This is a genomic window from Jeotgalibacillus haloalkalitolerans, from assembly GCF_034427455.1.
GTDB lineage: Bacteria > Bacillota > Bacilli > Bacillales > Jeotgalibacillaceae > Jeotgalibacillus > Jeotgalibacillus haloalkalitolerans.
Genome location: NZ_JAXQNN010000001.1, coordinates 149,853 through 175,567, shown reverse-complemented (window position 1 = coordinate 175,567; position 25,715 = coordinate 149,853). Strand labels below are relative to the sequence as shown.

Here is a 25,715-nt window from a genome sequence, read left to right as displayed (position 1 = left end):
TTTATGACCGAAGAGATTCAGGTTGATGATCACGGAAAACTGAAATGCTCAATTGACTATACATTAAATAAAGTCGGTGGAAAGTGGAAGCTCGTGATCCTCTGGCACGTTACTTTCGATGGCACTCAGCGCTATAACGAGCTGCGCAGACTGCTCCCGGGGATTACCCATAAAATGCTCAGCCAGCAGCTGAAGGAGCTTGAACAGGACGGACTCGTGGTTCGCACGCAGTACAACGAAATGCCGCCCAGAGTAGAATATTCTGTTTCTGAAAAAGGCCTGACACTGAAACCAGTTCTGGAAGCCATGCATCTTTGGGGAACTGAGCAGGGTGGATTAGCAGGAGAATAAGTTGGGGTTGATCGAACATATTGGTGGTTCGTGGAATGCTGGGCGGTGTTCGGAGAATAACAGCTATTGTTCAAAGGATAACGCGTCATTTTCGCAGAAAAACCCGGGTGGTTCGCAACTAAAACAGCAGCCTTCGCAGAAAAGTGACATTTGATCTATACCACACAAACGCAAAAAAGCGACTGGTGCGCATACCAGCCGCTTTTTCTGATTCTGCCCGGCAGCAGGGGTTCCGCCGGGCAGCGGGTGACACGATGTGGCGAGGTTAATGAGAAATCATGGAATATTCTGCATAAATGATACACTAACCTCCGTCCCCGCTGTATCACCCAGCGCCTTCCTCAACCTTGCCGGTGAATCAGTAAACACCGCATCCACAAACCCTGGCGCAATCCCCTGCAGATCTTCCGGCTCATTGACTGTATAAAGTCTGATCGGCAATCCGGCTGCTTCTGCGCGCAGGGATTCTGCTGTATGCATGAAGCCAGGTCGTGCGTGGATGGCTTCTGCGCCGAGGTGACGTGCGCATTTGACGATGCCGTCGACATTATCCCACACGAGTACGGCAATGGAAGCTGAACTGCTGATTTCACGTACGCGTCTTAATGTTTCAAGGTTAAAGGAAGAGAGAACAACTCTCTCACCCAGATCATGGCGTTTGACTGCATCAATAACAACCTGCTCAATTCCCGGATATGGCTCGCGATCGGTTTTCAGCTCAATGTTCAGCATCAGGTCTGTCCGCGCGATCCATTTCAGCACTTCTTCCAATAGCGGAATAGTCTCGTCCTTACACGCCTGGTTATACCAGCTGCCTGCATCAAGCTGCTTGAGTTCAAGCACGGTCAGATCCTTTACAGCACCTGTTCCATTCGTCGTGCGGTCTACGGTTTCATCATGAATGACAACGGCTTCTCCGTCCTTTGAAAGCTGTACATCAATTTCGATTCCGTCTGCTTTTTCACGCAGTGCCTGTCTGAAAGCAGCCATTGTATTTTCGGGACACATTGTGCTTGCCCCGCGGTGAGCATAATAGGTTGTCATATGCGTGCCTCCCTTAGTTCAGTTTCCGTTCTTTGCTGCTTCTACTTCAAGTGCACGGTTTGTTTCTTCTGCTGCCTGGTCAAGTGCTTCCTGTGGATCTGCTCCCTGATATAAGCTTTCCATTGCATTGACTACGCGCTGTCTTGCTTCAGGGAAGACTGAGATCAGTGCGCCGCCTGTTGCTGCATTTGCCTGTGTTTCTTTCAGCTGATCAACAGTTACTTTCAACTGCGGGTACTGCTCCCACTGATCAACAACAACCTGCTCATCGTATGCTGCCGGGTTGATCGCAAAGTATCCTGTATCAACGTGCCACTGTGCCTGTGCTTCTGCTGATGACGCATACTTCATGAATTCCCATGCACCCTGCTTCTGCTCAGCATCAATTGCTTCAGCCATCCAGAGTGACGCACCGCCGATGATGACGCCGTTACGCTCTGCATCGTCCGGTACTGGCAGGTAACCAACGCCAACTTCAAACGGTGCGTTATCAATCATTCCTTTTACACCGGCAGATGAGTCAAGAATCATCGCAGTTGCGCCTGACTGGAATGCAGCACGCATATCATCCCAGTTCTGACCTGAGTTATAGAATGTTCCTTCATCATGCATATCCTTGATCAGGTTGAATACATTCAGCCCTTCTTCTCCGTTAAATACAGCTTCAGTTGCCTGGCCTTCACGTCCATTTTCAGCATCGACGAAAAGTCCGCCCTGCGCTGCCACTAATTCTTCAAAGAACCAGCCGTAGTTTAAAATCGAGAAGCCTTTCTGGTCGCCTTCAGTCAGTGCTGTTGCAGCTTCCTGCAGCTCACTGTAAGTCATTGGCGCCTGCTCCGGATCAAGTCCTGCCGCTTCAAATGCATCTTTATTATAAATGAGAACCGGCGTTGACGAGTTAAATGGCATTGAGTACTGAACACCGTCTACGCTGTAATAGTTTGTGATATTCTCTTCCCAGATTGATGTATCAAAGCCTTCTTCATCAATGAAATCCTGTACCGGCTGGATATGCCCTGAGTCGATCATGAATTTTGTACCGACTTCAAATACTTGCATCATGGCAGGTGATTCATCTGTTCCTGCCACAGTGTTCAGCTTTGTCAGTGCTTCTTCATACGTTCCCTGGAATACCGGCTCAACCTCATATTCCTCCTGGGATGCGTTGAAATCATCCACCAGTGTGTTCAGCGCAGTCTCAAGCTCTCCGCTCATCGCATGCCAGAATACAACCTCTGTTTTGCCTTCATCTTCAGCAGGAGCAGCTGTTGCGTCTGTTGTCTGAACTGCCTCATCCGTTTCACTTGAACATGCTGCTAAAAGTAGTGCCATTGCCGTTGAACCGATCCAAAGCTTTTTCATTGATTGTTTCCTCCTTATTTTAGCGCCCCTTGTGTAAGGCCTTCCTGAAGTCGTTTTTGTCCCGCGAATAAAAGAATCAATGTCGGTAAAATCACCATCACCACACCAGCCATTACAACGCCCCAGTCACTCGCAATCTCCTGGGTCTGCATCTGCTTCAGACCGATCTGAACAGTGCGGTTTGCTTCATTGTTCGTGACAAGAAGCGGCCATAAATACATATTCCATGCGGTTAAAAAGCTGTAAATCGCAAGTGTCGTCATCGTCGTTTTCGCAACCGGCAGTACGACACCCGTGAAAAACCTGAGCTTGCTGATCCCGGCAATCTGGGACGCTTCATACAACTCTTTTGGAATCGTCTTGAACTGCTGCCTGAGTAAAAACGTACCGAATGCCATCGCGAAAAACGGAATCGTCAGCCCTGCGTAGCTGTTCAGCCAGCCAAGCGACTGCACGGTCTGAAAGTTCGGCACCATCGTCGCTTCCCAGGGGATCATCATGGTTGAAATAAACAGATAGAAAATCCATTCCCGTCCCTTGAACTCAATAAATACAAACGCAAACGCCGCCAGACTGCAAAGTACCAGCTGCCCTGCCATAATCAGTACAGACACGACCAGACTGTTCCACAAATACGTCAAAAGCGGCACCCGCTCGAATGCGGAAAAATAGTTTGCAAGAGAGAAAGTTTCCGGCCACAGCGAACCCTGCAGCACCTCTCCACCCTGCATAAAGCTTATGAGAAAGGCGTAAAGAATCGGGAACACCATCACAAGTCCTGAGACGGTGAGCGTCATATAAAGTAAACCCTTTTTCCCCATGCTCACTGATAGTGCACCTTCCTTTCACCGATTTTGAACTGAAGCACTGTCACCACAAGCACTGCTACAAACAGGAGTACAGCCTGGGCACTTGCTGATCCAACGTTATAGTTGATAAACGCATCCTTATAAATGGAGTACACAATCACATTCGTCGACTCCATCGGCCCGCCTTTTGTTAAAAGATCCACCTGTCCAAACGTCTGAAACGCATTGATCAAAGAGACCGTTGTCACGAAAAAGAGCGTCGGTGACAGCATCGGCAGTGTGATTTTACGAAGCTTATACGACTCACTCACACCTGCAACTCTCGCACTTTCATACAGTGACTGATCAATATTCTGCAGTCCGCCTAGCAGAATCAAAAAGGCAAAGCCCGTATTCATCCAGATCGTCGCAACTGACACGGATAACAGCGCATATTGCGGATCAAGCAGCCACTGCACACCAGGAATATTCAGCGCTCCCAATATGCGATTGAACAGCCCGATCGACGGGTTGAACAGAAACATCCAAATCACAGACGACGCTGCCACACTCATCCCCATCGTTGCAGAGAACATCGTGCGGAAAAGCCCGATGCCTCTCAGTTTCTGATTCGCCAAAATCGCAAGCGCAGTCGCAAGTACAATTCCTGCAGGCACTGTATAAAGAACAAACAGCGCTGTAGCTTTTGCACTCAGCTGAAAGCTCGTCGACTGAAACAGATTCAAAAAGTTCTCCCAGCCGACAAACACGACCGGCACACCCTGCGAATCCGTTAAAAACAGACTCAAGTACACCGTCCGGACCATCGGGTAAAAGAGAAACACGCCAAACAGTATCAGTGAAGGCAGTAAAAACAGCATCCCCGTCATCCAGTTTGACCAGGCGCGCTTCCGCTCCACCCGACGATCAGGAGTGAATTCATGCTGAATCGTTGTCATAACGACACCTTCTTAACTGGCGCCGGTTCACATACAATCCGCTCACCCGTTTCAGCTGAAAATAACGCCAGGTGACGGTCATCAACACAGATCCGGATCTGCTCACCGGGCTGCACGCTGCTCTGTCCCGGCCATTTAGCGATCCACTGTGTATCCTCACCAAAGTCAAATGTCACAAGCGTTTCCGTGCCGAGCACCTCCACATTTGCCACCTGAACCAAAAAGCCCGGCTCACTGTCCTTAGCAAGTGAAATGTGCTCCGGTCTCACACCGAGTGTGACACGGCCTGCGCCAATTTTCTGCTTCATATCTGCAGTCACCGGCGTCATCCAGTGCCCGTCTGCAACAAGGACGGAATCCTTCATTTCAGCATCAATCAGATTCATCGGCGGCGAGCCAATAAAGGACGCCACAAACGTATTTGCCGGGTTGTTGTAGACATCAAGCGGACGCCCGATCTGCTGTACGTCCCCGCCTGATAAAATCATCATCCGGTCCGCCATTGTCATGGCCTCTGTCTGATCATGCGTCACATAAATCATTGTCAGACCAAGCTTTCTCTGAAGCTGTCTGATCTCAGAGCGCATTTTCGCACGCAGCTTCGCATCAAGGTTTGAAAGCGGCTCATCCATTAAGCAAAGCGGCGCCTGCGTCACAACCGCACGGGCAAGTGCCACCCGCTGACGCTGACCGCCAGAGAGTTCGCGCGGCTTCCGCTTCATATAATCACTCAGCCCAAGCATCTCGCACACTTCCTTGCAGCGCTCCTTCTGCTCTCTTTTGGAAACCTTCTTTACGTGCAAGCCGAATGTGATATTCTGCTCTACGGTTAAATGGGGATACAGCGCATAATTCTGAAACACCATCGACAGATCACGCTCGCTCGGACTTAAGGCGTTCGCCCGCTTTCCATCCAATGCAAGCTCACCTGAAGTAATTGATTCAAGCCCTGCAATCATGCGAAGCATCGTGCTTTTCCCGCACCCTGATGGACCAACCAGCACAAAAAACTCACCCGGCTCGATCATCACATCAATCGCTTTTAATACATCCTGCTTACCATCATAAGATTTCGTAATCCCTTTTAACTCCACTTTCCTCATCGAACCACCTCCACAATCGGCTTCCAAAGGTGCGTTCTTCCTGTAGAAACAGCTGTCGCACCGCGTTCAATCGCCTTCTCCATCTGTCTGCGGTTCTGAATCAGGCCGCCCGTTATAATTGGAATATCCGTTTTCTTCTTTACATGCTCAATCAAATGCGGTACCACACCAGGCATCAGCTCCAGAAAATCAGGCTGAGCCTGCTCCGCACTTTCAAGCCCATTTTTTAAAGCATCTGAATCGATTAAAAACAGACGCTGAATCGTAATCAGTCCCTCTTTTTTTGCAGCGGCAACAAGCGATGGCTTCGTCGTCACAATCCCCGTCGGCTGCACATGACGCGCAATAAACTTCAACCCTTCACGGTCATAGCTGATGCCCGGAATCTTCTCAATATGTAAAAACACATCCCGGTCATGCTCCTTTAAAAAGTCCACATACCGCTTAATCACCGTGAGATTTCCCAGCAGTAAAAAGGCCGCCTTAATGTCTGTCTCAACAAATGCCTCAAGCTGCTTCGGCTCCTTAATCGATGCAATCACCTGAGACTCTTTCAATCTATCCAAAAACAAAACGCTCACTCCTTTTCCCCGGCAGTCATAAAAAAATCCATGAAAATACAAAGAGGCCTTCTCCCGTTTTCATGGTTCTCATCAAGTCATACCGGACTGCTATTCACTTGTCTTTCACAGCTATGATGTTACAGCTGGAATGTTAAGGAAGTTTGAAGGGGATGTGAGGAAATTGAAAAGGTTTTGTTAAGGGGGTGATTCATGAAATTTCAGGTAATGTTCCGGAGATTACCACTGGTGTTCATGAAATAACATACGATCTTCAGAACAAAATGTCGAAGGTTCATGACTAATCAGGTAACGTTCCGGAAAAAGTGTCATTTGACCTATGCCATCAGCTGGCTTGCCATCGTGATACAGGGGGACGGAGGTTGCTGTATCAAATAGGGAATATATTCCTTTATGATACAATCACCTCCGTCCCCCTGTATCACATCATAAACCCCGGCCAATCACCCGGCCGGGGTCCAACGCTTATCCTGCAGCCTAACCGATCGAAATCATCCGCTCAATCGAAAGCTTTGCCTGATCTGCTATATCTTTTTCCACTGTAATCACATGCTTATTTTCTTTTAATGCGTCCAGTACTTTTTCAAGCGTGATCATTTTCATAAATGGACAGATCGCCTGGTCGTTTGCGGCGATAAAGCGTTTATCAGGGTTCTGCTTTTGCATCTGGTGAATGATGCCGACTTCTGTGGCGATCACAAATTCTGATGCATCGGCATTTTTGGAGTGCTTCAGCATATTGCCTGTTGAGAGAATATGCGTTTTTTCTTTTGGCAGGACGCCTTCTGACATCAGGTACATGCTTGAGGTTGAACAACCGCATTCGGGATGTACCAACAGGTCAGCCTCCGGGTGCTTTGCCATTACTTCATCAACCTGGTCAGGCTGGATACCCGCATGAACGTGGCATTCGCCCATCCAGATCTGCATATTGTCACGGCCTGTTTCTTTTTGAACAAATGAACCTAGAAACATATCCGGTAAAAAGAGAATTTCCTGATCTGCCGGGATTGAATTGACGATATCTACTGCATTTGATGACGTGCAGCAATAGTCACTTAGCGCTTTGACTTCTGCTGTTGTGTTTACATACGCAACTACAACCGCTTCCGGGTGCTCAGCCTTCCACTCGCGCAGCTGATCTGCTGTGATGGAATCAGCGAGTGAACAGCCTGCTTTAAGGTCAGGCAGCAGCACTGTTTTTTCAGGATTCAGGACTGCAGCCGTTTCAGCCATAAAGTGAACACCGCAAAAGACGATGACATCAGCAGTCGTTTCAGCTGCAGCACGTGCAAGCATCAGCGAATCGCCAAGTACGTCCGCGATATCCTGGACCTCAGGAATCTCGTAGTTGTGGGCAAGGATGATCGCATTGCGCTTTTCTTTCCACATTTGAATCTCTTCAATCAGACGGCTTTTCGTTTCAGTTGTTGTCATATCAATGTTCCTCTCTTTGATAAATGATGAACCTCAGTAGCTGATACCTTTACACTGATATCAAGCGCTTTATAGGAATGAGTCAGAAAGCCGAGTGAAATATAATCGACGCCGCAGTCTCTGTAATCTGCGAGGTTAGCAAGTGTAATGCCGCCGGACGCTTCCGTAATGATGTGGTCAGGCACGAGTTTTTTCAGCTGGATCATTTCTTCAGGCGTACGATTATCAAACATAATCACATCTGCGCCTGCTTCAACTGCTTCTGCCACCTGCTCCGCTGTTTCAGTCTCCACTTCAATTTTCACCATATGGCCGGCCCGTGCAAGAACCATCTCCACTGCCTGCGTGATTGAGCCGGCAAATGAGATATGGTTATCCTTGATCATGACACCGTCATACAGCCCGTATCTGTGGTTATAGCCGCCCCCGCATCGTACCGCGTATTTCTCAAGCATCCGCAGTCCGGGCGTTGTTTTTCTCGTGTCACAGATCTTTGTATCTGCATTCCCAAGCGTCTCCACTGCTTTTCGCGTCAATGTCGCAATGCCGCTCATTCGCTGCACAAGATTCAGCACAACTCTTTCCCCTTTCAGCAACGCGGAAATCTGTCCTGAAACCACACCAAGCTGCTGACCTGCTTCAATTGATTCCCCGTCTTTTACAAAAAGACTGACCTCAACATCTGAATCTAAAAGCGGGAAACCCGTCCGAATGATGTCCTGCCCGCAGAAAACGCCCCGTTCTTTTGCTAAAAAAACAATTTCACCTTTTGTGTCATCTGTAAAAATCAAATCTGTCGTGAGATCCTGCTCACCAATATCCTCAATCAAAAACTGCTCAATGCACGAGCGAAGCTTTAATGTATTCATTTATGTACCCCTTTTCCCCTTTGTACTTTTGAATCAGAGTTGTCCCGGTCCACTGCGGATTCTCCAATGGAAAGTCACTTCTGAAATGACCGCCCCTGCTCTCAGTATGGCTCAATGCCGCTTCTGTAATCAGCTCTGCTGTTACACCCATCAAAATGGTTGTCAGTTCCCTGATTGAATAGTCATCGAGCCCGCTGATTTCCTTTAACCTGAACTGATTAAGCCAGTCTTTTTGCTCTTCCAGCAGCCTTTTTGAACGGACGATCCCAACGCGCTTCATCATGCGCTCTTTTAACAGCCGGGTCTCCGGAAGCGGTGCTTTTCTCACGGTCTGATCGATTTCTAACCTTTCCTGCTGCGGAACTGGCCCCGGATTTGCACTGATCCACTGCGCAAGACGTTTCCCCTGATACAATCCTTCAAGCAGTGAATTACTCGCCAGGCGATTGGCACCGTGGAAGCCGGTGCATGCAACTTCCCCGATTGCATACAAACCATCAATTGAGGTGCGTCCGGTTAAGTCCGTTTTGATCCCACCCATTAAAAAATGACTGCCTGGTGCGACCGGGATTCTGCCTGCTGAAATTTGAACTCCATTTAGCTCACACATTGCTGAAATAGATGGAAAACGCTCACTGAAGTGACTGATACCGCTGATATCCAGATATACCTGCTGACCCTTTTCAATCCATTGAAAAATGGTCTGCGAGACTATATGACGCGGCGCCAGATCCCCTAACGGATGAACACCTTTCATTACTGGCAAACCATCTTCATTTACAAGAACAGCCCCTTCTCCCCGCACCGCTTCTGAGATCAGTCCTTTTGTTACGCCATTTATATGTAAAAGTGTCGGGTGAAACTGAATAAATTCCATATCTGCCACTTCAGCGCCGGCCAGGTAAGCCATCGCGATCCCGTCACCAGTAGCCGTCTCCGCGTTGGAGGTAAAAGAATACAGCTGCCCGCACCCGCCTGTCGCAAGCACAATATGCCGTCCGTAAAACTCACGCACACTGTCATGCGAATCCTTTGCTTTAACCCCGATACACCGGCTTTTGTCCTGATTCATCAGCAGCTCATAGCTGAACATGTTTTCTTCCACTGTGACATTCGGGTTCATTTGACTCAGCAGGTGCGCTACTAAATTCTTTCCGGTCGCATCACCGCCGCTATGGACAATCCGGTGCCTGCTGTGCGCACCCTCCAGCCCAAGCTGCAAACGTCCATCCTGATCCCGATCAAAAATACCTGAGAAAGGGTGTATTAACCCCGGTCCTTCCTGCACAATCGCACGTACGGTGCACTCATCATTATGGAATCTGCCAGCTTCAAGTGTGTCAGTCACGTGATATGCTGACTTGTCACCAGTTCCAATGGCTGCAGCAATCCCGCCCTGCGCCAAAGAAGAATTACTGTGTTTGACCCCGAATTTTGTGAGTATTTTCACATTGTGCTCCGTGCTTAATTCTGCCGCCAGCTGAAGCGCTGCAACACCGCTCCCGACAATCAGTACATCTGCTATATCCATGATGCAGACCTCCATTTTTAACAAGTGTCTTTACACATGTCATGTAAATATATTTACATATCTAAAAGTTAAATACAAGAGGTTTTTGACAGGTGGGGTGGTGGATGGTTTGGAGAGCATACTGGGAGGGTTCAGAGGTTAATAGGCGGTGTTCGGAGAATAACCTGAGAGGTTCAGAGAATAGTACGCGATGTTCGGAGAAAAACCCGGGTGGTTCGCAGCTTAACAGCTAATCTTCGTGGAATCGTGTAATTAGACCTATACATTAAACAGATAAAAAACCCCCTGGCCGGTTAATCGGATAGGGGGTTTCAAGCGGCACAACGGGGACGGTGTTAAATGGTTCAAATTTAGAATGATTCTAAAAGTGATACAGTAACCTCCGTCCCCCTGTATCACTTTTTATGCTACTCGCACATTAAAACTCACATCAATATTTCCGCGCGTTGCATTCGAATAAGGGCATACCTGGTGTCCTTCTTCTACCAGTTGACGTGCTGTTTCTTCATCCACACCTTTGATCAGTACGTCCATTTCTACTGACAGCGCGTAGCCTGCGTCACCTTTGTTCAGTGATACGTCTGCTTTGATTTCAGAACCGTCATGCTTAATGCCTTTTTGCATCGCAACGATGTTCATGGCTGAGTCGAAGCATGCTGCATAGCCTGCTGCGAATAGCTCTTCAGGGTTACTTTTGCCTGCAGTGTCTGCGCCTGGCATTGGCATTGCAAGTCCAAGATCGAATGAGCCGCTTTCTGCTGTGACGCGTCCTTCACGTCCGCCTACTGCTGTTGCTGTTGATGTAAATAGCTTTTTCATGAATGATTCCTCCTGTTAAATGTGGTATATTTAAGTTGTGTACAATTTAATTTTATACAACTTAAATATTTTTGCAAACAATATGATTCTCAGGAGGAGATTTTTATGAATCCTTTAACATTATCTAATCAGCTATGCTTCCCCTTTTATGCGATTTCCAAAGAAATTATTAAGCGCTACCGGCCGTTTTTAGCGCCGCTGAACCTGACTTATCCGCAATACCTCGTCATGCTGGTTCTCTGGGAAAAGGATGTCGTCACGCTAAAATCCATCGGTGAACGGCTGCAGCTGGATTCAGGTACGCTTACCCCTTTAGTTAATAAACTGATTCATACAGGATATATCGAGAAAACCCGGAACCCTGATGATGAACGGCAGCTTGTGATCAGATTAACTGAAAGCGGACGCCAGCTTGAACTTAAAGCAAAAGACATTCCGGCGAAAATCAATGAAGTGCTGGGGTTGAGCGCGGAGGAATATAACGTTTATAAAAAAATGCTGGATGAGCTGGCTTTTAAGCTTAATTTACAGGATGATGAGCATTGTTAGAGCGGCCCAGTTGACTGTTCTTTTTTAAAATCATGCCAAAAACGCCTCACTGCACTCGTCTCCGCTGCTCCTGTGCTATGATAGACACATAGTACTATTTTAACCGATCGATTAATCCTGACAGGGGTGTATATATGGTAACGAACGAGCGGGGTGTAACGTTAGTCGAGGTGCTTGCATCTGTTGTGATTGTGGTGCTTTTGGCGATGGTGTTTATGAATTTGTTTCTGACTTCTGCCAGGTCCAATGAGGTGTCTGAGGAAGTGGTGGATCATACCTTTGTTGCACAGCGTCAGATGGAGGATTTGTATGAGGCCGGTCAGCAGTATCGCTTTGATGAGATCGAAACAGCGCTAACCACTGACCCTTATGACCTGTTGCTTGAACAGTCTTTGCCTGATGAGAAGATTTTTTCTAAAACTGAAGGGGGATCACGTGTGGAAGTCACCCTTTCCCCTTACATATCAGACGATGAGACCTTTACGGATCTGACCGAAGTGCTGACAAAGGCTGTGGTGGAAGTGAGTTCACCTTCCGAACAGGGAGATCCTTTTACGAAAATAGAAGGTCTGATTGAATGGAGGAAATCTGCTGATGGGGAATGAACGCGGGTTTACGCTGACTGAATTGCTTGCAGTGCTGGCGCTGATTTCTCTCATTTCTGTATTTGCGATCGGAATTGTCACACAGGCTGACAGCAGTGCTGATCAACAGCAGGAAGAAAGTCTCAGCACACGTAAAGTGACATTTGCGCTCCAGTCGATTACAACCGATATCCGTCAGCATCCAAAAGATATCGAGGTGCAGACTGCCTCATTAATTATTCAAACGGATGGGGAACCGATTATTTATTCATTTGATGATGGCACACAGGAGCTGCTGAGAAATGGCCGTTCCATTTTAAATAAAGTTGCTGATTTCACCCCAGACCTTGATGGAGACACATTAAACGTTTTAATCACAGACACTTCTGCAAAGAAATGGGAGACGCAAATCGTCCTTAGGAAAGGAACTGACTTATGATCAAACGGTATGTAAATAATCAAAGCGGTTACTCTTTACTATTGACGATATTCGCTGTGCTATTTATTTCAATTATCGGTGTCAGCATCCTGTCTTTTACGCTGAATACGACCCGCGTGACGGTCAATGAGCAGGTCAACCAGTCTTCATATTACATTGCTGAAGCGGGTCTTGTTGAAAAGCGGGCAGAGCTGAATGTGCTTGCCGGCGCTGCTTATAAAGAGGTGCTTAGTTCGTATAATGCACTTCCTCCTGAAGAACAAATCGACTACGACCTGGAAACTGTTTTTTACAGCCGTGTGCAAAGCATGATTAATGAGAGGCTGACGTTTGAATCGGCAAGCACCTATGAGGAGCAGCAGTCCGTTACCCCTTTTTCAAATGCAAAAGTAACTCAGATCAGCACCTCACCACTCGTCTATGAAATTGCATCCGCAGGGACTATACCGGCAGAAAAAACACCTGAACTGACAAAGGAATTGAAGCAGCGGGTGGAGATCCAGATGAATGTGGATAAAACACCCAAATCTGTAACGATTCCTAATGATAGCGGGACGACGAAATTTCAGGCTTGTTTTTCGGTGTATGCCAAGGGTGATGTAAACGTTGGAAATGGAACACTTATCGGTCCGATTTATTCAGACGGAACTACCAACCTGAATGGAGGACAAGCCAAAATTATCGGAAACGTCTATTCAAAAGGAAACATCAATATTAATGGTGGTACCAACACAATGATAGATGGTGATGTTTTTACTGAACAACAGGTTGACCCCCATTCGAAAGTAACTGGAAATGTATTTGAAAACTTTAACCTTGATGCAGTTCAAATGGATTGTGTTCAGAGAGCACCTGACCTGCCCTCTGTCCAGAATTCTTTCCCTGCACCCCAGAGCGGATATGACGATCAAAATAGCGCAAACGGTGTTCTTAAACTGATAAAAGATGATTATTATTTTGAAGAGATTAGCACTAAAAACAATCGTCCCCTAACAATAGATCTACAGGGTCAAAACAAAAGAATCTTTGTAGATACTCTTGATTTAAAAGGAAGTATTGAATTAATTAATCCCGGGAAACTTGAATTGATTATCTTAAATGAATTTCAATCAGGCGGTCAGGGCTCAATAAACAATAATAATGATACAGACGTTCTCACTATACGCTATGCCGGGAGTGAAATATTCAAATATAGCGGAAATGATCCTTTAAATGGTCACCTGTATATAAAAGAAGCTGACCTCCAGTTGACCAACGGAAAGCAGGTCACCGGTGATATTTTTGCATATGGTGTCTCAAGTCTTGATATTAAGGGAGGCCAAGCAACAAACGACAGGCTGATCATAGCCCCAAATAGCACTTTTATACTCGGGAGTAACACTACGATTAATGGAAATGTTGTCGTCAAAAACTTTATTACAAACGGAAATAATATGACTGTCAACCCGCCCGACAGTGACTACGGCGAATGGGATGGTCCGGGCGGCGAAGAACAGGTTGAAGTGATCGAGTATTCGGAAGACGGTAGCTTCTTGAAGACGGAGGTGCTGGTTGAGGAGTAGGATTTTGTTATCGAGCGGAAGGGATTCGTGGAAAATTGAGCGATGTTCGGAGAATGACATGCTTTGTTCGGAGAATAGACGTGTATGTTCAAAGAAAAACCCGGGTGGTTCGTAACTAAATGCACGACCTTCGTAGAATCATGTAAAAAGACCTATTCGCAAAAAACCCCCGGCTGACCGCTCAGCCGGGGGTTAACTGTACACTCATTTAAACCGCAAAAATCCCTTCACGCACCATCACACCATCCATCTCAAGAACCTCTTTCACATTCGGGCCAAACCACTCAAGCGATGCCTCCGCATCATGCGAGAGCAGACGCAGAAACCTCTCATAGTCGATTGCACCTTTAGCTAATGGCGTCATACCCTCTCTTGAACCCGCTGCTGCATAGACATTATGTGGTGCGAAAACACCAAGATGTTTTTTCGCCGTAATGTTTTTCAAATGAAAATGGGCAGTGTACGGCTGAAGTTTTCGAAGTGCTTCTGCCGGATCGGCGCCTGATTCCCAGATGTGGAGTACATCAAAGTTCACCTTTAGTGCCGGATGATCGACTTCTTCCATCAGCTGAATGGTCGACTCAAGGCTGTCTGTCAGCGTGCCGGGATGAGTCTCAACGATTGCCTGCTGACCTTCTGCATCAAGGTAGCAGCAGACTGTGCGGAGTGCGTGTACCAAGTCGGCACGCTCCTCAGACGTTGTCTCTGCACTTCCTTTCTTTCCGGCAAACGTCCGAATCTTGTGTGTGCCCCAGCGTTTGGCAAGCTTTGAAAGCTTCATTGTTTCTTCAAGCATCCGGTCTGTATCAAGCTCTAATGGCAGGTAGTCACTGATCATACTGATATAAAGCCCTTTATCTTTTATCCACGCTTCTCCGTATGCCGGATTGTCAGCCAGGTTTTTGGCATGGACGCCCCAGAGTTCAATCCCGTCAAAATGATGTTCTTTTGCCCAGTCTGCAATATGATCAATCGAGAGCAGATGGTGGCGAAATGAAATCGTACAGATTGATAGCTTCATCCTGCTGTCACCTCTTCCCTGACCTGTTTTTTCATCCAGGCTTCAAAGCTTTCCTGAAGCCCCTGCTTAATGCGGAATTCAATCGACTGCAGTTCATCTATTTTTAGAAAAATCGTCTCAGCCACTTCAGGGTCTTCTGTTTTTGCATATTTCATCGCGCGATACTGAATTGTTGTGAAGCCGCGTTCGAGCTTCTCAATTTCATCACACCATGCTTCAAATTCATCTTCATCCAGCTGAAGCTCATTCCAGAAGTACGCAAAGGCATGTTCATAGGCATATTTTCTGATGGCAAGGACCGGAAGCTGCTTCAGTACTTTTGACAGCTTTGAAACGGGCCCCCGCTCTCCTTCTGTATAAGAAGTAACGATATGTTTCACTGCATCAAGAATCGGATTTTCATTCAGCTTCATACACGTATTAAAATACGCTTCCACTGTTTCAGGACCTGGTGTAACGACTTCAGACGCGTCAAACAGATAACCGCCTCCTACAGCCGGCTCTTCTATCGCCTGTAAAATACGGTCTTTCGGCAGCACACCTTCCCATCTGAAGTCAGGGTCGAGCATCATCCATTGATCTTCGTCATCCGTTTTTTCGAGCATGACATAATGCGGAAATGGTGACTGGTGAAATTTGTTTTCACGCTCAGGCAGTTTAGATAAATCCAGCATCACCATCAAATACTCATCATCTGATTTTCCGTCCAGTAGCCATAGCATTTCCTGAATGTTTTCACGTTTATTTTTTGAGGGATCATACCACTCACGAAGCCTGATGCCATAAAGCATTTCATACCATGTTTTGAAAAAAGTATGATCAATCCGTGATGAATGATAGGTAATCGTACCGTCTTCAAGCACGTCAAAATCTGCATCCCACACACCAAAATAATAGGGTCTGTGATCTGCATTTGTTGATTTTTTGATCGCTTCGCAGACGCAGCTGACAAAGCAGTGAACTTTAATCATGCGTGGCTCCCTCCCGCTCTGACTGCCGCATTAAAAAGTCTGCCAGGCTGTCGACTGTATAGAAATCCTTTGGTGAAATGGCTTCATCCGGGATAGAAACACCCGCTTCTAATTCAAGACAGAGGATCAGTTCAAGCATCATCACAGAATCGATATAGAGATCTTCATTCAATCGGGCATGCGGGTGAAATGAATCTGCTGCCGCGAGTTCGAGTTCTTCTTTGATTAAGCGTTCGATCAGGTTGATATACGCTTCTTTTGTCATACAAACAGCTCCGATACTTGTTTTCTGCTTACTTTTCCGTTTGCAAGCTTTGGGATTTCGTTTACTTTCATGAATGTTGCTGGAATCTGATAAGGCGCGAGATATCTGAGACACCATTCGCGCAGTTCTGATTCAGCCAATTCTTCAGTTGAATTATAGTACGCACAGACATTTTCTCCTGACAGTCTGCTGGGCTTTTTCAGGACAACTGCATCATTTACGCCCGATGCCCGCAGCAGCACATCCTCCACTTCCTGCGGATACACATTCAGTCCCGCCACGTTAATCGTGTCATCAAGTCTTGAGATAAATGTGAGCATCCCATGATCAAGTTCTCCGAGATCTTTCGTGTGAATCACTTCTTCCTTTTTAGTCACCACGATTTCCTGAGGATGTCCCGGCAGACCGGCTGTTACTTCCAGATGTGGAAGCACATAGCCCATTTCACCAGTGGATGTGACGTCAGGGTTGATACTGATACATCCCGCTTCAGAACAGCCATACTGCTGAAGTACAGTTCCTGACACCTCTTTGATTTTTTCAAACCAGACAGAAGGAAGCATTGTCCCTGAGGTCATGACCTGATCAAACACCTTTTCACCCCTCGCAAGGCGTGCCATTGTATGTAAAAGAACGGGAGAGGCATAAAATAGATGTTTCTGATGAGCCTTCACTTTTTTCAATAGATAAGCCGGGTTCATACCTGACAGAATGACTGGCTGTGCCCCACGCGCCAAAGAGGCCAGAACGCCGCAGATCAGACCATATGAATGCGAGACAGGGCACGCAACAAGTGATGGCACGTCTGATCCCGCAGGCAGCACCTTCACATAGCTTTCGAGCTCCTCATCAATTGAGCCCCACGAACGTTTGATACATTTCGGAGCTCCCGTTGTGCCGGAACTCATCTGAAGCAGCCCGCCTTCTTCATCCGCTGATTCATTTTCCAGGTAAAGCGGTGAATCCAGGACTCCATAAAACAAAACAGTGCAGGATGCCCGATTTGCCATTTGCACCGCGCCATCCTTTGGTGTTGACGCATGAATGGGCATTACAGTGCCGCCGGATTGTTTCATAAATAGACAAAGGGCAATCCATTCAAACGGATCATCCAGACAGACAGCGATCCGCTTTCCTTCATTTTCTCTCAGCTCAGGCATCCCCCTGAAGATTTCAAATCTTTTATCAAGATCTGCCTGACTGTAAAATTGGTCATCTATATAGAGCATGCTGACGCTTCCTTTCTCTCAAATTCATTTGGCACCAGATGTCTGTGTTCACCGGAGATCAACTTCTTTTTAAGCAGTGATTCTGTGTAAATGACCGGCTGCTCCATTCCCAGTGCTGCGTGGCGCTTTTGTAAATGCGGAAATGAACTGATATGCTCAGCAATTCGTACATTTACCTGACGCCAGAAGCGCTCTTCCTCAAATCCGGTCTGCTGCTCAAGCACATACGAAAGATCTGCAAGGTTAAAAATAAACAGCGTATCCATCACAAGCTCCCGCAATGCTTCTACATTCGCCATTCGGTAAAACTGATCATCCGGTGCACCTTTAAATCCAGGGTGAATCTTTTCAAAATCCGGAACAGCGTGTAAGTCGTTGACAAATGCTTCTGTATACTCCACACTCTCATGAAAATCACGCAGGACAATCCGCTGCGGCCAGCCGTTCTGATGGACCAGCACCATATTCTGTGCATGCGCTTCTAATCCGATCCCATGCGCAACAAGTAAGTGCCATACAGGAATCACAGCCACTTCAATCAGCCGCTGTATCCAGGCTTCTATGCCATATTGATCCAGCCACGGCTGAATAAATAACTCACCATCACGCTCTGTTACACACATCGCTGTAAACGGGACCGCCTCATCACCCTCTGATAAATACGCTGACAGACTTTCACGCCAAATCGCACCAAGCTGTCCGGTTAATGCAGCAGAACCTGCCTCTGCCATCACACCTGCATATTCCTTTAACACAATCATCCGGTCCTTTAAAAAGGCATCAGCACGCACCGCTCTATCAATCCATGCTGAAATCGCAGGCGCCGCGCAGACGGATTCCGGGTTCAGGGTACGCAGTGAAGAGGTATTCACCATATTCATTGGCAGCTTCAGGTGCGCTTTTTTGTAATCCCTCTGATTAATGAGTGTTCTGACAGACTGCGTAGCCGTATAATACTCACTTTCCACATCCAGCCGGATCATCAATTTTTCAGCTAAAAGAGAACCCAGCTCATCCTGCAGCGCCTCCCACTGCCACGGATGCACAGGGAGAAGGGTATAATGCGTCAAATCGAGATTCTGGCGTTTCATTTCTTGTAAAATAGCCTGCCAGCCTTCAGTACCAAGCTCCCGCTGCCAAAATTCCGATTCATCAACAGTAATACAAACTGACGTGATCTCACGGCAGACTGCTGTCCAGATGACTTGAAACGTCTGCCCTGCTTCCGGACCGTATTTTTCATGATCCTCTATTGTGAAACCGGTTCTCGCTTTATAGGACGGATGATAGGGATGCCCTTCAATCAGCTGTGATTCAAGCGCTTCAAACGTCAATTCCCTCCTTGATAAAGACGGAACTGCATATTGATCATTCCATCTGCTGAGTGCGATCGTCTGCATCCATTCAGTCCGCAGCGCACCTGCTTTTTCTTCAGGAATAAAATCCTGCAGCAGATCCTCAAGCGTTGCCTGGATCGTTCTGTTATTCTCCTTATATACAACCGGCCCTGTCAGCCTGACACGGTTAAAAGCCGATCTCTTTCCGCGACATTCATAGTTCCTGTGCCGTCCATGCATAACAAAGCACGATTCAGCCGGTTCATCCGACCGCACCTCCTGAAAAGGAATCAGACTTTCAAATAGCAACGCCTCCACAAGCTGCCTGGTCACACGATGAGTATGCGGATCAGACACTGATTGATACATCTGCATATGCATGCCCCTTTCCTTCTTTTGCGAATGGATTTTTTACATAGGTATAAACCGCCTGCTCAAGCGCTTCCTCCAGTTCATCAACATCATGTAATCTTGTCAGCAGGTTAGCTTTACAAGGCAATTTTTCAGCTTTTAAAAGTCTTGATACAAAGCGCTTTCCGCGATTAGACAAACCCTTTTCGAGCGTCTCAAACCGCTCCGTTACCCAGTCAATCAACTCACTTTCACTGATCAGACCATCTGCCCCAAAACGATAGATCACAGAAGCCAGCTGATTCATGAACGCATAATAAGTAAAGCGGTCTTCAATCAGCGATTCTGTATAAAACAGCTCCGGCGCTCTTGCCAGATCACGCTCAATTTCAAGCAGCTGCTGCTTTTCAGATTCAGCTAAATAATAGCCCTGGTTATCCCGGTAGTAATAGGCTGATGGATAACCCGTGGAGAGGTCGATCAGGCTGTTCTGCTGGTGTGCTTCAAGTGCAATTCCATACTCATCATATAGATGGATCAGCGGTTCAATTGCCTGATACCAGTAGCGCTCAAACCATTTGAGACTGACTGATTCAGCAGAAGCTTGTGCAGTATCTGCAAGCTGCGTGATCACTCTGGACAGCTTGGAATGCTCACCCGGAACCGGATCCTGTGTTAAAGATGCAATAGAACATATACCCCTGCCGCTTCCTTCAGCTGCTGAAAAAGGGTTGAATCTGATAATCATTTCAAAGCCTGACTCCTTTGTTGACGGAAGGTTTAACGTTAGGTACGCCGGGTCTTCTATCATGTGGAAATCCGGATATGCTGTAAGAAATGGCAGCCTGCGCATCAACTTTGCCATCGTCATCCCTGCTTTTAATTCATGACGCTTGTTAACCCTCAGAGAATTCGTCAGCTTAACAGGAATGGAAAACTTCAGCATCCAGTCCTCCTCAGGGGCGTATAGCGTTCTAAATGATGAAGTAGCTGTGTATGCAGTACCAAATGTGCCAAGACTTTTCAGCGTGCCCTGCTGAATGAAGGCCTTCACGTCATCCTGCTGCAGCAGCCACTCTGCCTGCAGTGGATGCATCGGAATCAGACTGCAACCTTCAGCAGCCTTCATCTCCGGAAGCGCGTGTCTGACTGATTCCATCAGCAGCTCACTCGTTTTTTTATGTAAAAGACTATCTTCTTCAATCAAACTGTTATGTACTTCAAAATAATGCAGCTGAAAAGAACCTTTCAGCTCCGGCGCGAACCGGTCATGCTGCCAGGATGCCATCCCCTGCCTGCTTTTAGGTGTCGGGTGCAGCCAGTGACCAAACAGCAGTGACTGTTCAGATTCAATAAATGTCTGCCGGGGATCATACAGCCGATCTGCATCCCCCAGCCGCTTCTCAATATAGCCGGTCATTGTATGGCAGCTGTCGAGCAGACGGACAAGCAGTTCATCATAATGCGTACCTTTTTCTTTAAAATGAAGCTCCTGAATGGCGTGAATCATAACAGTGAAATAATCTGTCTGCTCCCACTTTTTTGTATGAGGACGATAAGCAAATACACGGCCGAACTGATGCCTGCCGACTGCTGTAGATGCATACGTCACCTCAAGTCCGTACCGGAGCGCCTGATGAGGCAGGTGAAGCTCAATCATCTGAGCACCCTCCTGCAGCTGATGATGACGCCTCCACTGATCCACACAGCACCAGACGCCCATATCAGTCTCCCGCAAATAACTGTTCATAAACGCCTGGAATGAAGCTTTTTCTGCAATCCTCTTTGCATGATCTGTCATAACCTCACCATTCCTTTCATTCCCACATTTGTTGATAATCATTCTCAATAGAAGGTGAAAAAATAACCTTTTCTAAGTAAAAGGCTGTCCGTTTTGATATCAATCAGCATCCTGCCATTTCCTCGTTAGGGAAAATTGCTCTTTTCATTTATTCGCGTTCTCATTATAATTGAAAATGATTATCATTTTCAATAGGTCTAATTTCATGAAGAAGGGCTGATACAGTTGATAAAAAATAAAAATATATGGATTTTACTCGTTGGAGAATTTATTGCAGGGTTTGGATTATGGCTTGGGATTATTGGAGATCTTGCGTTTATGCAGGATAAAATCCCGTCTGATTTTCATAAATCACTGATACTGGCAACCGGTATTCTGGCTGGCATTGCGCTTGGCCCGCTTGCAGGAAAAGCTGTTGATCAGATGAAAAAGAAAACGATTATGCTCTATGCAGGGGTCGGAAGGCTGATCAGTACAGGCTTTATGCTGATCGCCATTGAGACAGGCTCTATTGTATGGATGATTGCCTTTTTGATCTCAATCAATATCGCAGCAGCCTTCTATTTCCCCGCACTTCAGGCTGCCATTCCACTCGTTACTGAGGAAAGCGAGCTTGTAAAAGTCAACGGATTACATATGAATATATCCACGCTGTCGCGTATTGCAGGTACAGCAGCGGCCGGTATTTTTCTCAGCCTGATGTCCCTGACGATGCTGTATATCATCGCAGGAATTGCTTATACAGTGCTGCTTTTATTAACGATGCAGTTAAAAATTGATGAGAAACAAGAAGAAGCAGGCCGGGTAGTGCACGAAGAAAAACAAAGCCGTGGTTTTATGAAGGTATTTCCAGTTATACGTGAGCATCCGGCTGTAATTCCGACGATGCTGCTTACGCTCGCACCCCTTTTATTTATAGGCGGGTTTAACCTGATTATTATTAATGTGAGCGAAATCCTTGAAGACCCTGCTGTGAAGGGCTGGCTATATACAATTGAAGGAGTTGCTTTTATTCTGGGCACGCTGTTTGTCAGGCGCTTTGATCACAGCATGCCCGCGAAAAGTCTGTTTGCTTTTGCTATGTTGATCGGTCTTTCGCAGCTGATGCTGATCTATGTGACTTATGCACCTGTTGCACTGCTCGCGTTTGCCCTATTCGGATTTGCTGTAGGAAGCTTCTTTCCACTCGCAACAACGATGTTCCAGACAACCATCCCGTCCCCTTACCACGGGAGATTCTTCTCATTCCGCGGGATGCTCGATGACTTTATTTATCAGTTCATCCTGATCGTGACCGGATTGCTGCTTGATACACTGGCGCTTCAGCAGATGATGTTTGGGTATGGCTTGTTGTCATTGGTTCTGGCGTTTGGGTATTTGATGCGGGTGCGGGGTTTGCGGGTGATACAGGGGGACGGAGGTTAGTGTATCAAATTGGATTAAAATGGTTCAGGAGATTTCGGCTGATGTTCATGAGATAATACGTGTGGTTCAGGAAATAAAAGTTGGTGTTCATGAGAAAACCCCGGTGGTTCATGACTTTTCGCACCACTTTCAGGAAATAGCGTAAAAAGACCTACACCACACACCACTCAAAACCCCCGGCTGACCGCTCAGCCGGGGGTTACTGTATACTCAGGAAGGGTTCAGCCGGTTAGCTTTTAACATGATAAACAACTCACTCAACTCCGCCACCGCTGTGTCGCTGCCGGATCGCTACTACTCTCCTTCATCTCCCTCAAAACCACCGCCCGCAGACCGCTGTCTTCCCTGTTCAGACACCGCTTGATCCGGGACACCATACTTGAACGTGCATTGGTCTCAAGCTCAATCGTTTCATAGGTGTCGCCGTTGATCAGCCGCCTGGCGACCTGGTAGCGCTGGATGAAGGCTTCGAGTTCTTTGCCGGTGGCGATGTCTTCAAAGAAAGCGAGACATTCTTCAGTTGTTTCAAGTGAAACGAGTGCCGCGAAAAACTGTTCGCGGTTCGTTTTTTCTCTGTCTGTTTTCATATGGACGATCCCCAATCAAAGCACCATTTTCTTTTCATCAATTTCATCTTCCGCATAGACCTCCCCTGCTCCCTCAGGCGGAAGAACAGCGAGGAACCGGGTGTAGCCGAAAATCACGGCAAGAATCGGTGTGATGATACAGAAGAAGCTGAATAGCGCGTATCCTACTCCCACGCCTAACGTAGACATAATGAATGCACCGGATACACCCCATGGAACGAGCGGGTGAACAACTGTACCTGCATCTTCAAGCGTTCTTGAAAGGTTTTTCGGGTGCAGCCCCACTTTTTTGTAAGAGGATTCAAGCATTTGTCCAGGCAGGATAATGGATAGATAGGCTTCGCCGATTACCACGTTTACGCCAATGCAGGAGAGTACCGTTGTCAAAATAACATTTCCTTTTCTGTTTAAAAAGCCTGAGATGCCTTCAATGATGACCTGATGGAACCCGATCAGCTGAATGAGGCCGCCGAGTGCCAGTGCGACCAGGATGATCGATACACCAAACATCATGCTGGCAAGGCCGCCGAGTGATAACAGGCTGTCGACTGCTTCTACACCGGTTTCAGCTGTGTAGCCGAAGTGTGCAGCTGCCATAATGTCGCCAAGCGTTGCTTCAGGAGCGGTGTAGAATGCCGTTAAAACTGCGATAAATAACCCGCAGATCAGCGTCGGGATAGGCGGAACCTTTCTCAGCGCCAGGATGATAATCGCGAGTGGTGACAGCAGCGTGACTGCACTTAGCGGGAACTGTCCCTGTAAAATTGTGATCATTTCTTCGATTTGAGTCAGGTTTGGGTTAACAAATCTTGAATCAAGACCGATGACTGTAAAGATACCCATTGTGATCAAAAGTGCCGGGATGGTTGTCCAGAGCATATAACGGATATGCTCAAAAATATCCACTTTTCCAATGGCTGATGCGAGATTCGTCGTGTCAGACAGCGGTGAAATCTTATCACCGAAGATTGCGCCACTGACAACCGCACCTGCAGTCATGAGAGGTGAAATATCCATTCCATATGCGACACCCATCAGCGCCACACCCATTGTGCTGATCGCACTCCATGAGCTTCCTGTCATCACGGAAACGACCACGCAAAGAACAACAGCGGATAACAGGAAAAATTGAGGTGACAAAATAACTAGTCCATAATAAGACATCGTTGGTACAGTGCCGTTTAATGCCCATACACCAATCACAACGCCAATCAGACAGAGGATCAGAATGGAAGATAATCCTGCTGAGATGCCCTTTACCATTGCCCCTTCAATCTCTTTCCACTTAAAGCCGATCAAATAGCCGTAGATCGCAACCGTAGACGCTACAATCAGGATTGGAATTTGCGGTGCGACCTGATAATGCAGAATACTGACACCTAACACAAAGGTAAGAAAGACGATTAACAGAACAGAAATTAAAAATGACGGCTTGCGTGTTTTCATTCTACTCCTCCTGAGCGCTTGTCAAAAAGCGCTATCATTTTTCTAATCTCGATCACTGCACAAATTGCTAATCATGTAAAAACAATCATTTTTTTACATCTAACTTCAACAGAGTACCAGGGGAAAGTGCACTGGTCCCCCCTGTCATCGCTATTTCCAGCTATACTTATAATCCCGATCCTCAAACTGGTGTGCCTGCTTAACCACCTTTAGCGGGCGGAAGGTATCAATCATGACTGCGAGTTCTGTTGTTTCCTTTTTACCGATACTTGCTTCGATTTTACCCGGGTGAGGGCCGTGCGGAATGCCTGAAGGATGAAGTGTAAACGATCCTTCCTTGACCCCTTTTCTGCTCATGAAATTCCCTTTTACATAGTAAAGGACTTCGTCACTGTCAACATTACTGTGGTAATAAGGTGCCGGGATGGCTTCCGGATGGTAGTCATAGAGCCTTGGCACAAATGAACAGATGACAAAGTTATTTGCCTCAAATGTCTGGTGAATCGGCGGCGGCATATGTACGCGTCCGGTGATTGGTTCAAAATCACTGACGTTAAAGGTGTATGGAAACAGGTAGCCATCCCAGCCGACAACGTCGAGCGGATGGTGACCAAATGTATGCAGGTGCATGAACCCCCGGGATTTTGTTTTCACATGATACTCATTTCTGTCATCATGTGTTTCAAGCTTCTCAGGTCCGTGGAAATCTCTTTCACAGAAAGGACTGTGCTCAAGCAGCTGACCGTGAACGTTGCGGTAGCGCTTTGGCGTTGTGATCCAGCTGTTCGTTTCGATCACGAGAAATTTTGTGTCCCCTTCATCAGGTACAACACGGTAAATCGTACCGATCGGCAGCACGATATAATCGCCGGGCTTGTAAGCCAGTGTCCCGAAGGTTGTCTCCACTTTTCCGGAACCGTAATGGACAAATAATACTTCGTCACCGTCGCCGTTGCGGTAAAAGTAATCCATTGCTTTGGTTGGTCTTGCAATACCGATTAAGACATCGTCATTACCAAGCACGTATTGTCTTCCTGAAACAGCATCTGTATCTCCCTGCTGATCAGGCGAATCAATCAAGCGCGGTGCGAGCCCCTGCTGCTCCTCGTATTCAACGGCGCAGCTGCCAAGCAGTTCAGATTCGATCATGCTTGTCGGCGGGTAATGGTGATAGAGAATGGACTGGATCCCTGAGAATCCCTTCGTCCCCATGACCTGTTCACGAAACAGTGACCCGTCTTCTTTTTTAAACATCGTGTGTCTTTTCTTTGGTATTTGTCCCATTTGCTTATAAAAAGGCATCT

The 25,715-nt window shown here is 47.0% G+C and carries 25 protein-coding genes; 6 read left to right on the top strand and 19 right to left on the bottom strand.

The annotated features are described in order from the left end of the window. The first annotated feature begins 3 nt into the window (after window positions 1-3). Window positions 4-351 (top strand): winged helix-turn-helix transcriptional regulator, encoded by a 348-nt coding sequence (locus tag UFB30_RS00860; protein ID WP_322419779.1) that lies wholly within the window; start codon window positions 4-6, stop codon window positions 349-351. Between the two features lie 276 nt (window positions 352-627). On the opposite strand, the gene UFB30_RS00855 is transcribed toward UFB30_RS00860, so the two are convergent. From UFB30_RS00855 to UFB30_RS00810, 10 genes are all read right to left on the bottom strand, one after another. Then, on the bottom strand, window positions 628-1,395 hold the full coding sequence (locus UFB30_RS00855) for a glycerophosphodiester phosphodiesterase (protein ID WP_322419778.1): 768 nt from the start codon (window positions 1,393-1,395) through the stop codon (window positions 628-630). An 18-nt stretch (window positions 1,396-1,413) separates the two neighbouring features. Beyond that, window positions 1,414-2,757: an ABC transporter substrate-binding protein gene (locus UFB30_RS00850; RefSeq protein ID WP_322419777.1), complete on the bottom strand. Its 1,344-nt coding sequence runs from the start codon at window positions 2,755-2,757 to the stop codon at window positions 1,414-1,416. Window positions 2,758-2,771: 14 nt separating this feature from the next. Continuing rightward, a complete protein-coding gene (locus tag UFB30_RS00845; protein WP_322420527.1) occupies window positions 2,772-3,578 on the bottom strand; it encodes a carbohydrate ABC transporter permease in 807 nt (268 codons plus the stop codon). 2 nt (window positions 3,579-3,580) lie between these two features. Next, a complete protein-coding gene (locus tag UFB30_RS00840; protein ID WP_322420526.1) occupies window positions 3,581-4,435 on the bottom strand; it encodes a carbohydrate ABC transporter permease in 855 nt (284 codons plus the stop codon). A gap of 65 nt (window positions 4,436-4,500) precedes the next feature. After that, window positions 4,501-5,607, bottom strand: coding sequence for an ABC transporter ATP-binding protein (locus UFB30_RS00835; RefSeq protein WP_322419776.1), 1,107 nt, complete (start codon window positions 5,605-5,607; stop codon window positions 4,501-4,503). Continuing rightward, entirely contained in the window at window positions 5,604-6,188 is a 585-nt protein-coding gene (locus UFB30_RS00830; RefSeq protein WP_322419775.1) for a glycerol-3-phosphate responsive antiterminator, read from the bottom strand. Before UFB30_RS00830 ends, UFB30_RS00835 begins: the two co-directional genes overlap by 4 nt. A 477-nt stretch (window positions 6,189-6,665) precedes the next feature. Next, a complete protein-coding gene (nadA, locus tag UFB30_RS00825; protein ID WP_322419774.1) occupies window positions 6,666-7,625 on the bottom strand; it encodes a quinolinate synthase NadA in 960 nt (319 codons plus the stop codon). After that, the gene (nadC, locus tag UFB30_RS00820; protein ID WP_322419773.1) at window positions 7,622-8,494 is read right to left on the bottom strand and encodes a carboxylating nicotinate-nucleotide diphosphorylase; all 873 of its coding nucleotides are present in this window, start codon (window positions 8,492-8,494) and stop codon (window positions 7,622-7,624) included. Before nadC ends, nadA begins: the two co-directional genes overlap by 4 nt. After that, the gene (gene nadB, locus UFB30_RS00815) at window positions 8,463-10,025 is read right to left on the bottom strand and encodes an L-aspartate oxidase (protein ID WP_322419772.1); all 1,563 of its coding nucleotides are present in this window, start codon (window positions 10,023-10,025) and stop codon (window positions 8,463-8,465) included. The genes nadC and nadB overlap by 32 nt, the downstream gene beginning before the upstream one ends. A 402-nt stretch (window positions 10,026-10,427) precedes the next feature. After that, entirely contained in the window at window positions 10,428-10,844 is a 417-nt protein-coding gene (locus tag UFB30_RS00810; protein ID WP_322419771.1) for an organic hydroperoxide resistance protein, read from the bottom strand. A 105-nt stretch (window positions 10,845-10,949) separates the two neighbouring features. Here UFB30_RS00810 and UFB30_RS00805 point away from each other — a divergent pair, with 105 nt between their 5' ends. The 4 genes from UFB30_RS00805 (at window position 10,950) to UFB30_RS00790 (ending at window position 13,978) form a co-directional block, all read left to right on the top strand. Further along, complete coding sequence (locus tag UFB30_RS00805; RefSeq protein WP_322419770.1) at window positions 10,950-11,393, top strand: MarR family winged helix-turn-helix transcriptional regulator; 444 nt, start codon at window positions 10,950-10,952, stop codon at window positions 11,391-11,393. Window positions 11,394-11,527: 134 nt separating this feature from the next. Further along, window positions 11,528-11,998, top strand: a complete 471-nt coding sequence (locus tag UFB30_RS00800) for a type IV pilus modification PilV family protein (protein ID WP_322419769.1) — start codon at window positions 11,528-11,530, stop codon at window positions 11,996-11,998. Continuing rightward, entirely contained in the window at window positions 11,988-12,416 is a 429-nt protein-coding gene (locus tag UFB30_RS00795; RefSeq protein ID WP_322419768.1) for a PulJ/GspJ family protein, read from the top strand. The genes UFB30_RS00800 and UFB30_RS00795 overlap by 11 nt, the downstream gene beginning before the upstream one ends. Then, window positions 12,413-13,978, top strand: coding sequence for a hypothetical protein (locus UFB30_RS00790; RefSeq protein WP_322419767.1), 1,566 nt, complete (start codon window positions 12,413-12,415; stop codon window positions 13,976-13,978). The genes UFB30_RS00795 and UFB30_RS00790 overlap by 4 nt, the downstream gene beginning before the upstream one ends. 208 nt (window positions 13,979-14,186) lie before the next feature. On the opposite strand, the gene UFB30_RS00785 is transcribed toward UFB30_RS00790, so the two are convergent. The 6 genes from UFB30_RS00785 to UFB30_RS00760 are packed head-to-tail and all read right to left on the bottom strand — an operon-like array spanning window position 14,187 to window position 20,953. Then, a complete protein-coding gene (locus UFB30_RS00785; RefSeq protein WP_322419766.1) occupies window positions 14,187-14,999 on the bottom strand; it encodes a sugar phosphate isomerase/epimerase family protein in 813 nt (270 codons plus the stop codon). After that, window positions 14,996-15,970: a DUF6005 family protein gene (locus UFB30_RS00780; protein WP_322419765.1), complete on the bottom strand. Its 975-nt coding sequence runs from the start codon at window positions 15,968-15,970 to the stop codon at window positions 14,996-14,998. The genes UFB30_RS00785 and UFB30_RS00780 overlap by 4 nt, the downstream gene beginning before the upstream one ends. Continuing rightward, on the bottom strand, window positions 15,963-16,235 hold the full coding sequence (gene asbD, locus UFB30_RS00775) for a petrobactin biosynthesis protein AsbD (protein ID WP_322419764.1): 273 nt from the start codon (window positions 16,233-16,235) through the stop codon (window positions 15,963-15,965). The genes UFB30_RS00780 and asbD overlap by 8 nt, the downstream gene beginning before the upstream one ends. Further along, window positions 16,232-17,464, bottom strand: coding sequence for an AMP-binding protein (locus tag UFB30_RS00770; protein WP_322419763.1), 1,233 nt, complete (start codon window positions 17,462-17,464; stop codon window positions 16,232-16,234). Before UFB30_RS00770 ends, asbD begins: the two co-directional genes overlap by 4 nt. Continuing rightward, window positions 17,452-19,176, bottom strand: a complete 1,725-nt coding sequence (locus UFB30_RS00765) for an IucA/IucC family protein (RefSeq protein WP_322419762.1) — start codon at window positions 19,174-19,176, stop codon at window positions 17,452-17,454. The genes UFB30_RS00770 and UFB30_RS00765 overlap by 13 nt, the downstream gene beginning before the upstream one ends. Further along, window positions 19,151-20,953 carry an IucA/IucC family protein gene (locus UFB30_RS00760; protein ID WP_322419761.1) on the bottom strand — a complete coding sequence of 601 codons (1,803 nt, stop codon included), beginning with the start codon at window positions 20,951-20,953 and terminating at the stop codon, window positions 19,151-19,153. The genes UFB30_RS00765 and UFB30_RS00760 overlap by 26 nt, the downstream gene beginning before the upstream one ends. Window positions 20,954-21,178: 225 nt before the next feature. On the opposite strand from UFB30_RS00760, the gene UFB30_RS00755 reads away from it, so the two are divergent. Continuing rightward, window positions 21,179-22,378, top strand: a complete 1,200-nt coding sequence (locus UFB30_RS00755) for an MFS transporter (protein ID WP_322419760.1) — start codon at window positions 21,179-21,181, stop codon at window positions 22,376-22,378. A 257-nt stretch (window positions 22,379-22,635) separates the two neighbouring features. Here UFB30_RS00755 and UFB30_RS00750 read toward each other — a convergent pair whose 3' ends face one another. From UFB30_RS00750 to UFB30_RS00740, 3 genes are all read right to left on the bottom strand, one after another. Beyond that, complete coding sequence (locus UFB30_RS00750; RefSeq protein ID WP_322419759.1) at window positions 22,636-22,965, bottom strand: YerC/YecD family TrpR-related protein; 330 nt, start codon at window positions 22,963-22,965, stop codon at window positions 22,636-22,638. Between the two features lie 15 nt (window positions 22,966-22,980). Next, window positions 22,981-24,411 (bottom strand): Na+/H+ antiporter NhaC, encoded by a 1,431-nt coding sequence (gene nhaC, locus UFB30_RS00745; protein ID WP_322419758.1) that lies wholly within the window; start codon window positions 24,409-24,411, stop codon window positions 22,981-22,983. A 150-nt stretch (window positions 24,412-24,561) separates the two neighbouring features. Continuing rightward, window positions 24,562-25,713, bottom strand: a complete 1,152-nt coding sequence (locus UFB30_RS00740) for a homogentisate 1,2-dioxygenase (RefSeq protein WP_322419757.1) — start codon at window positions 25,711-25,713, stop codon at window positions 24,562-24,564. Window positions 25,714-25,715 lie beyond the last annotated feature (2 nt).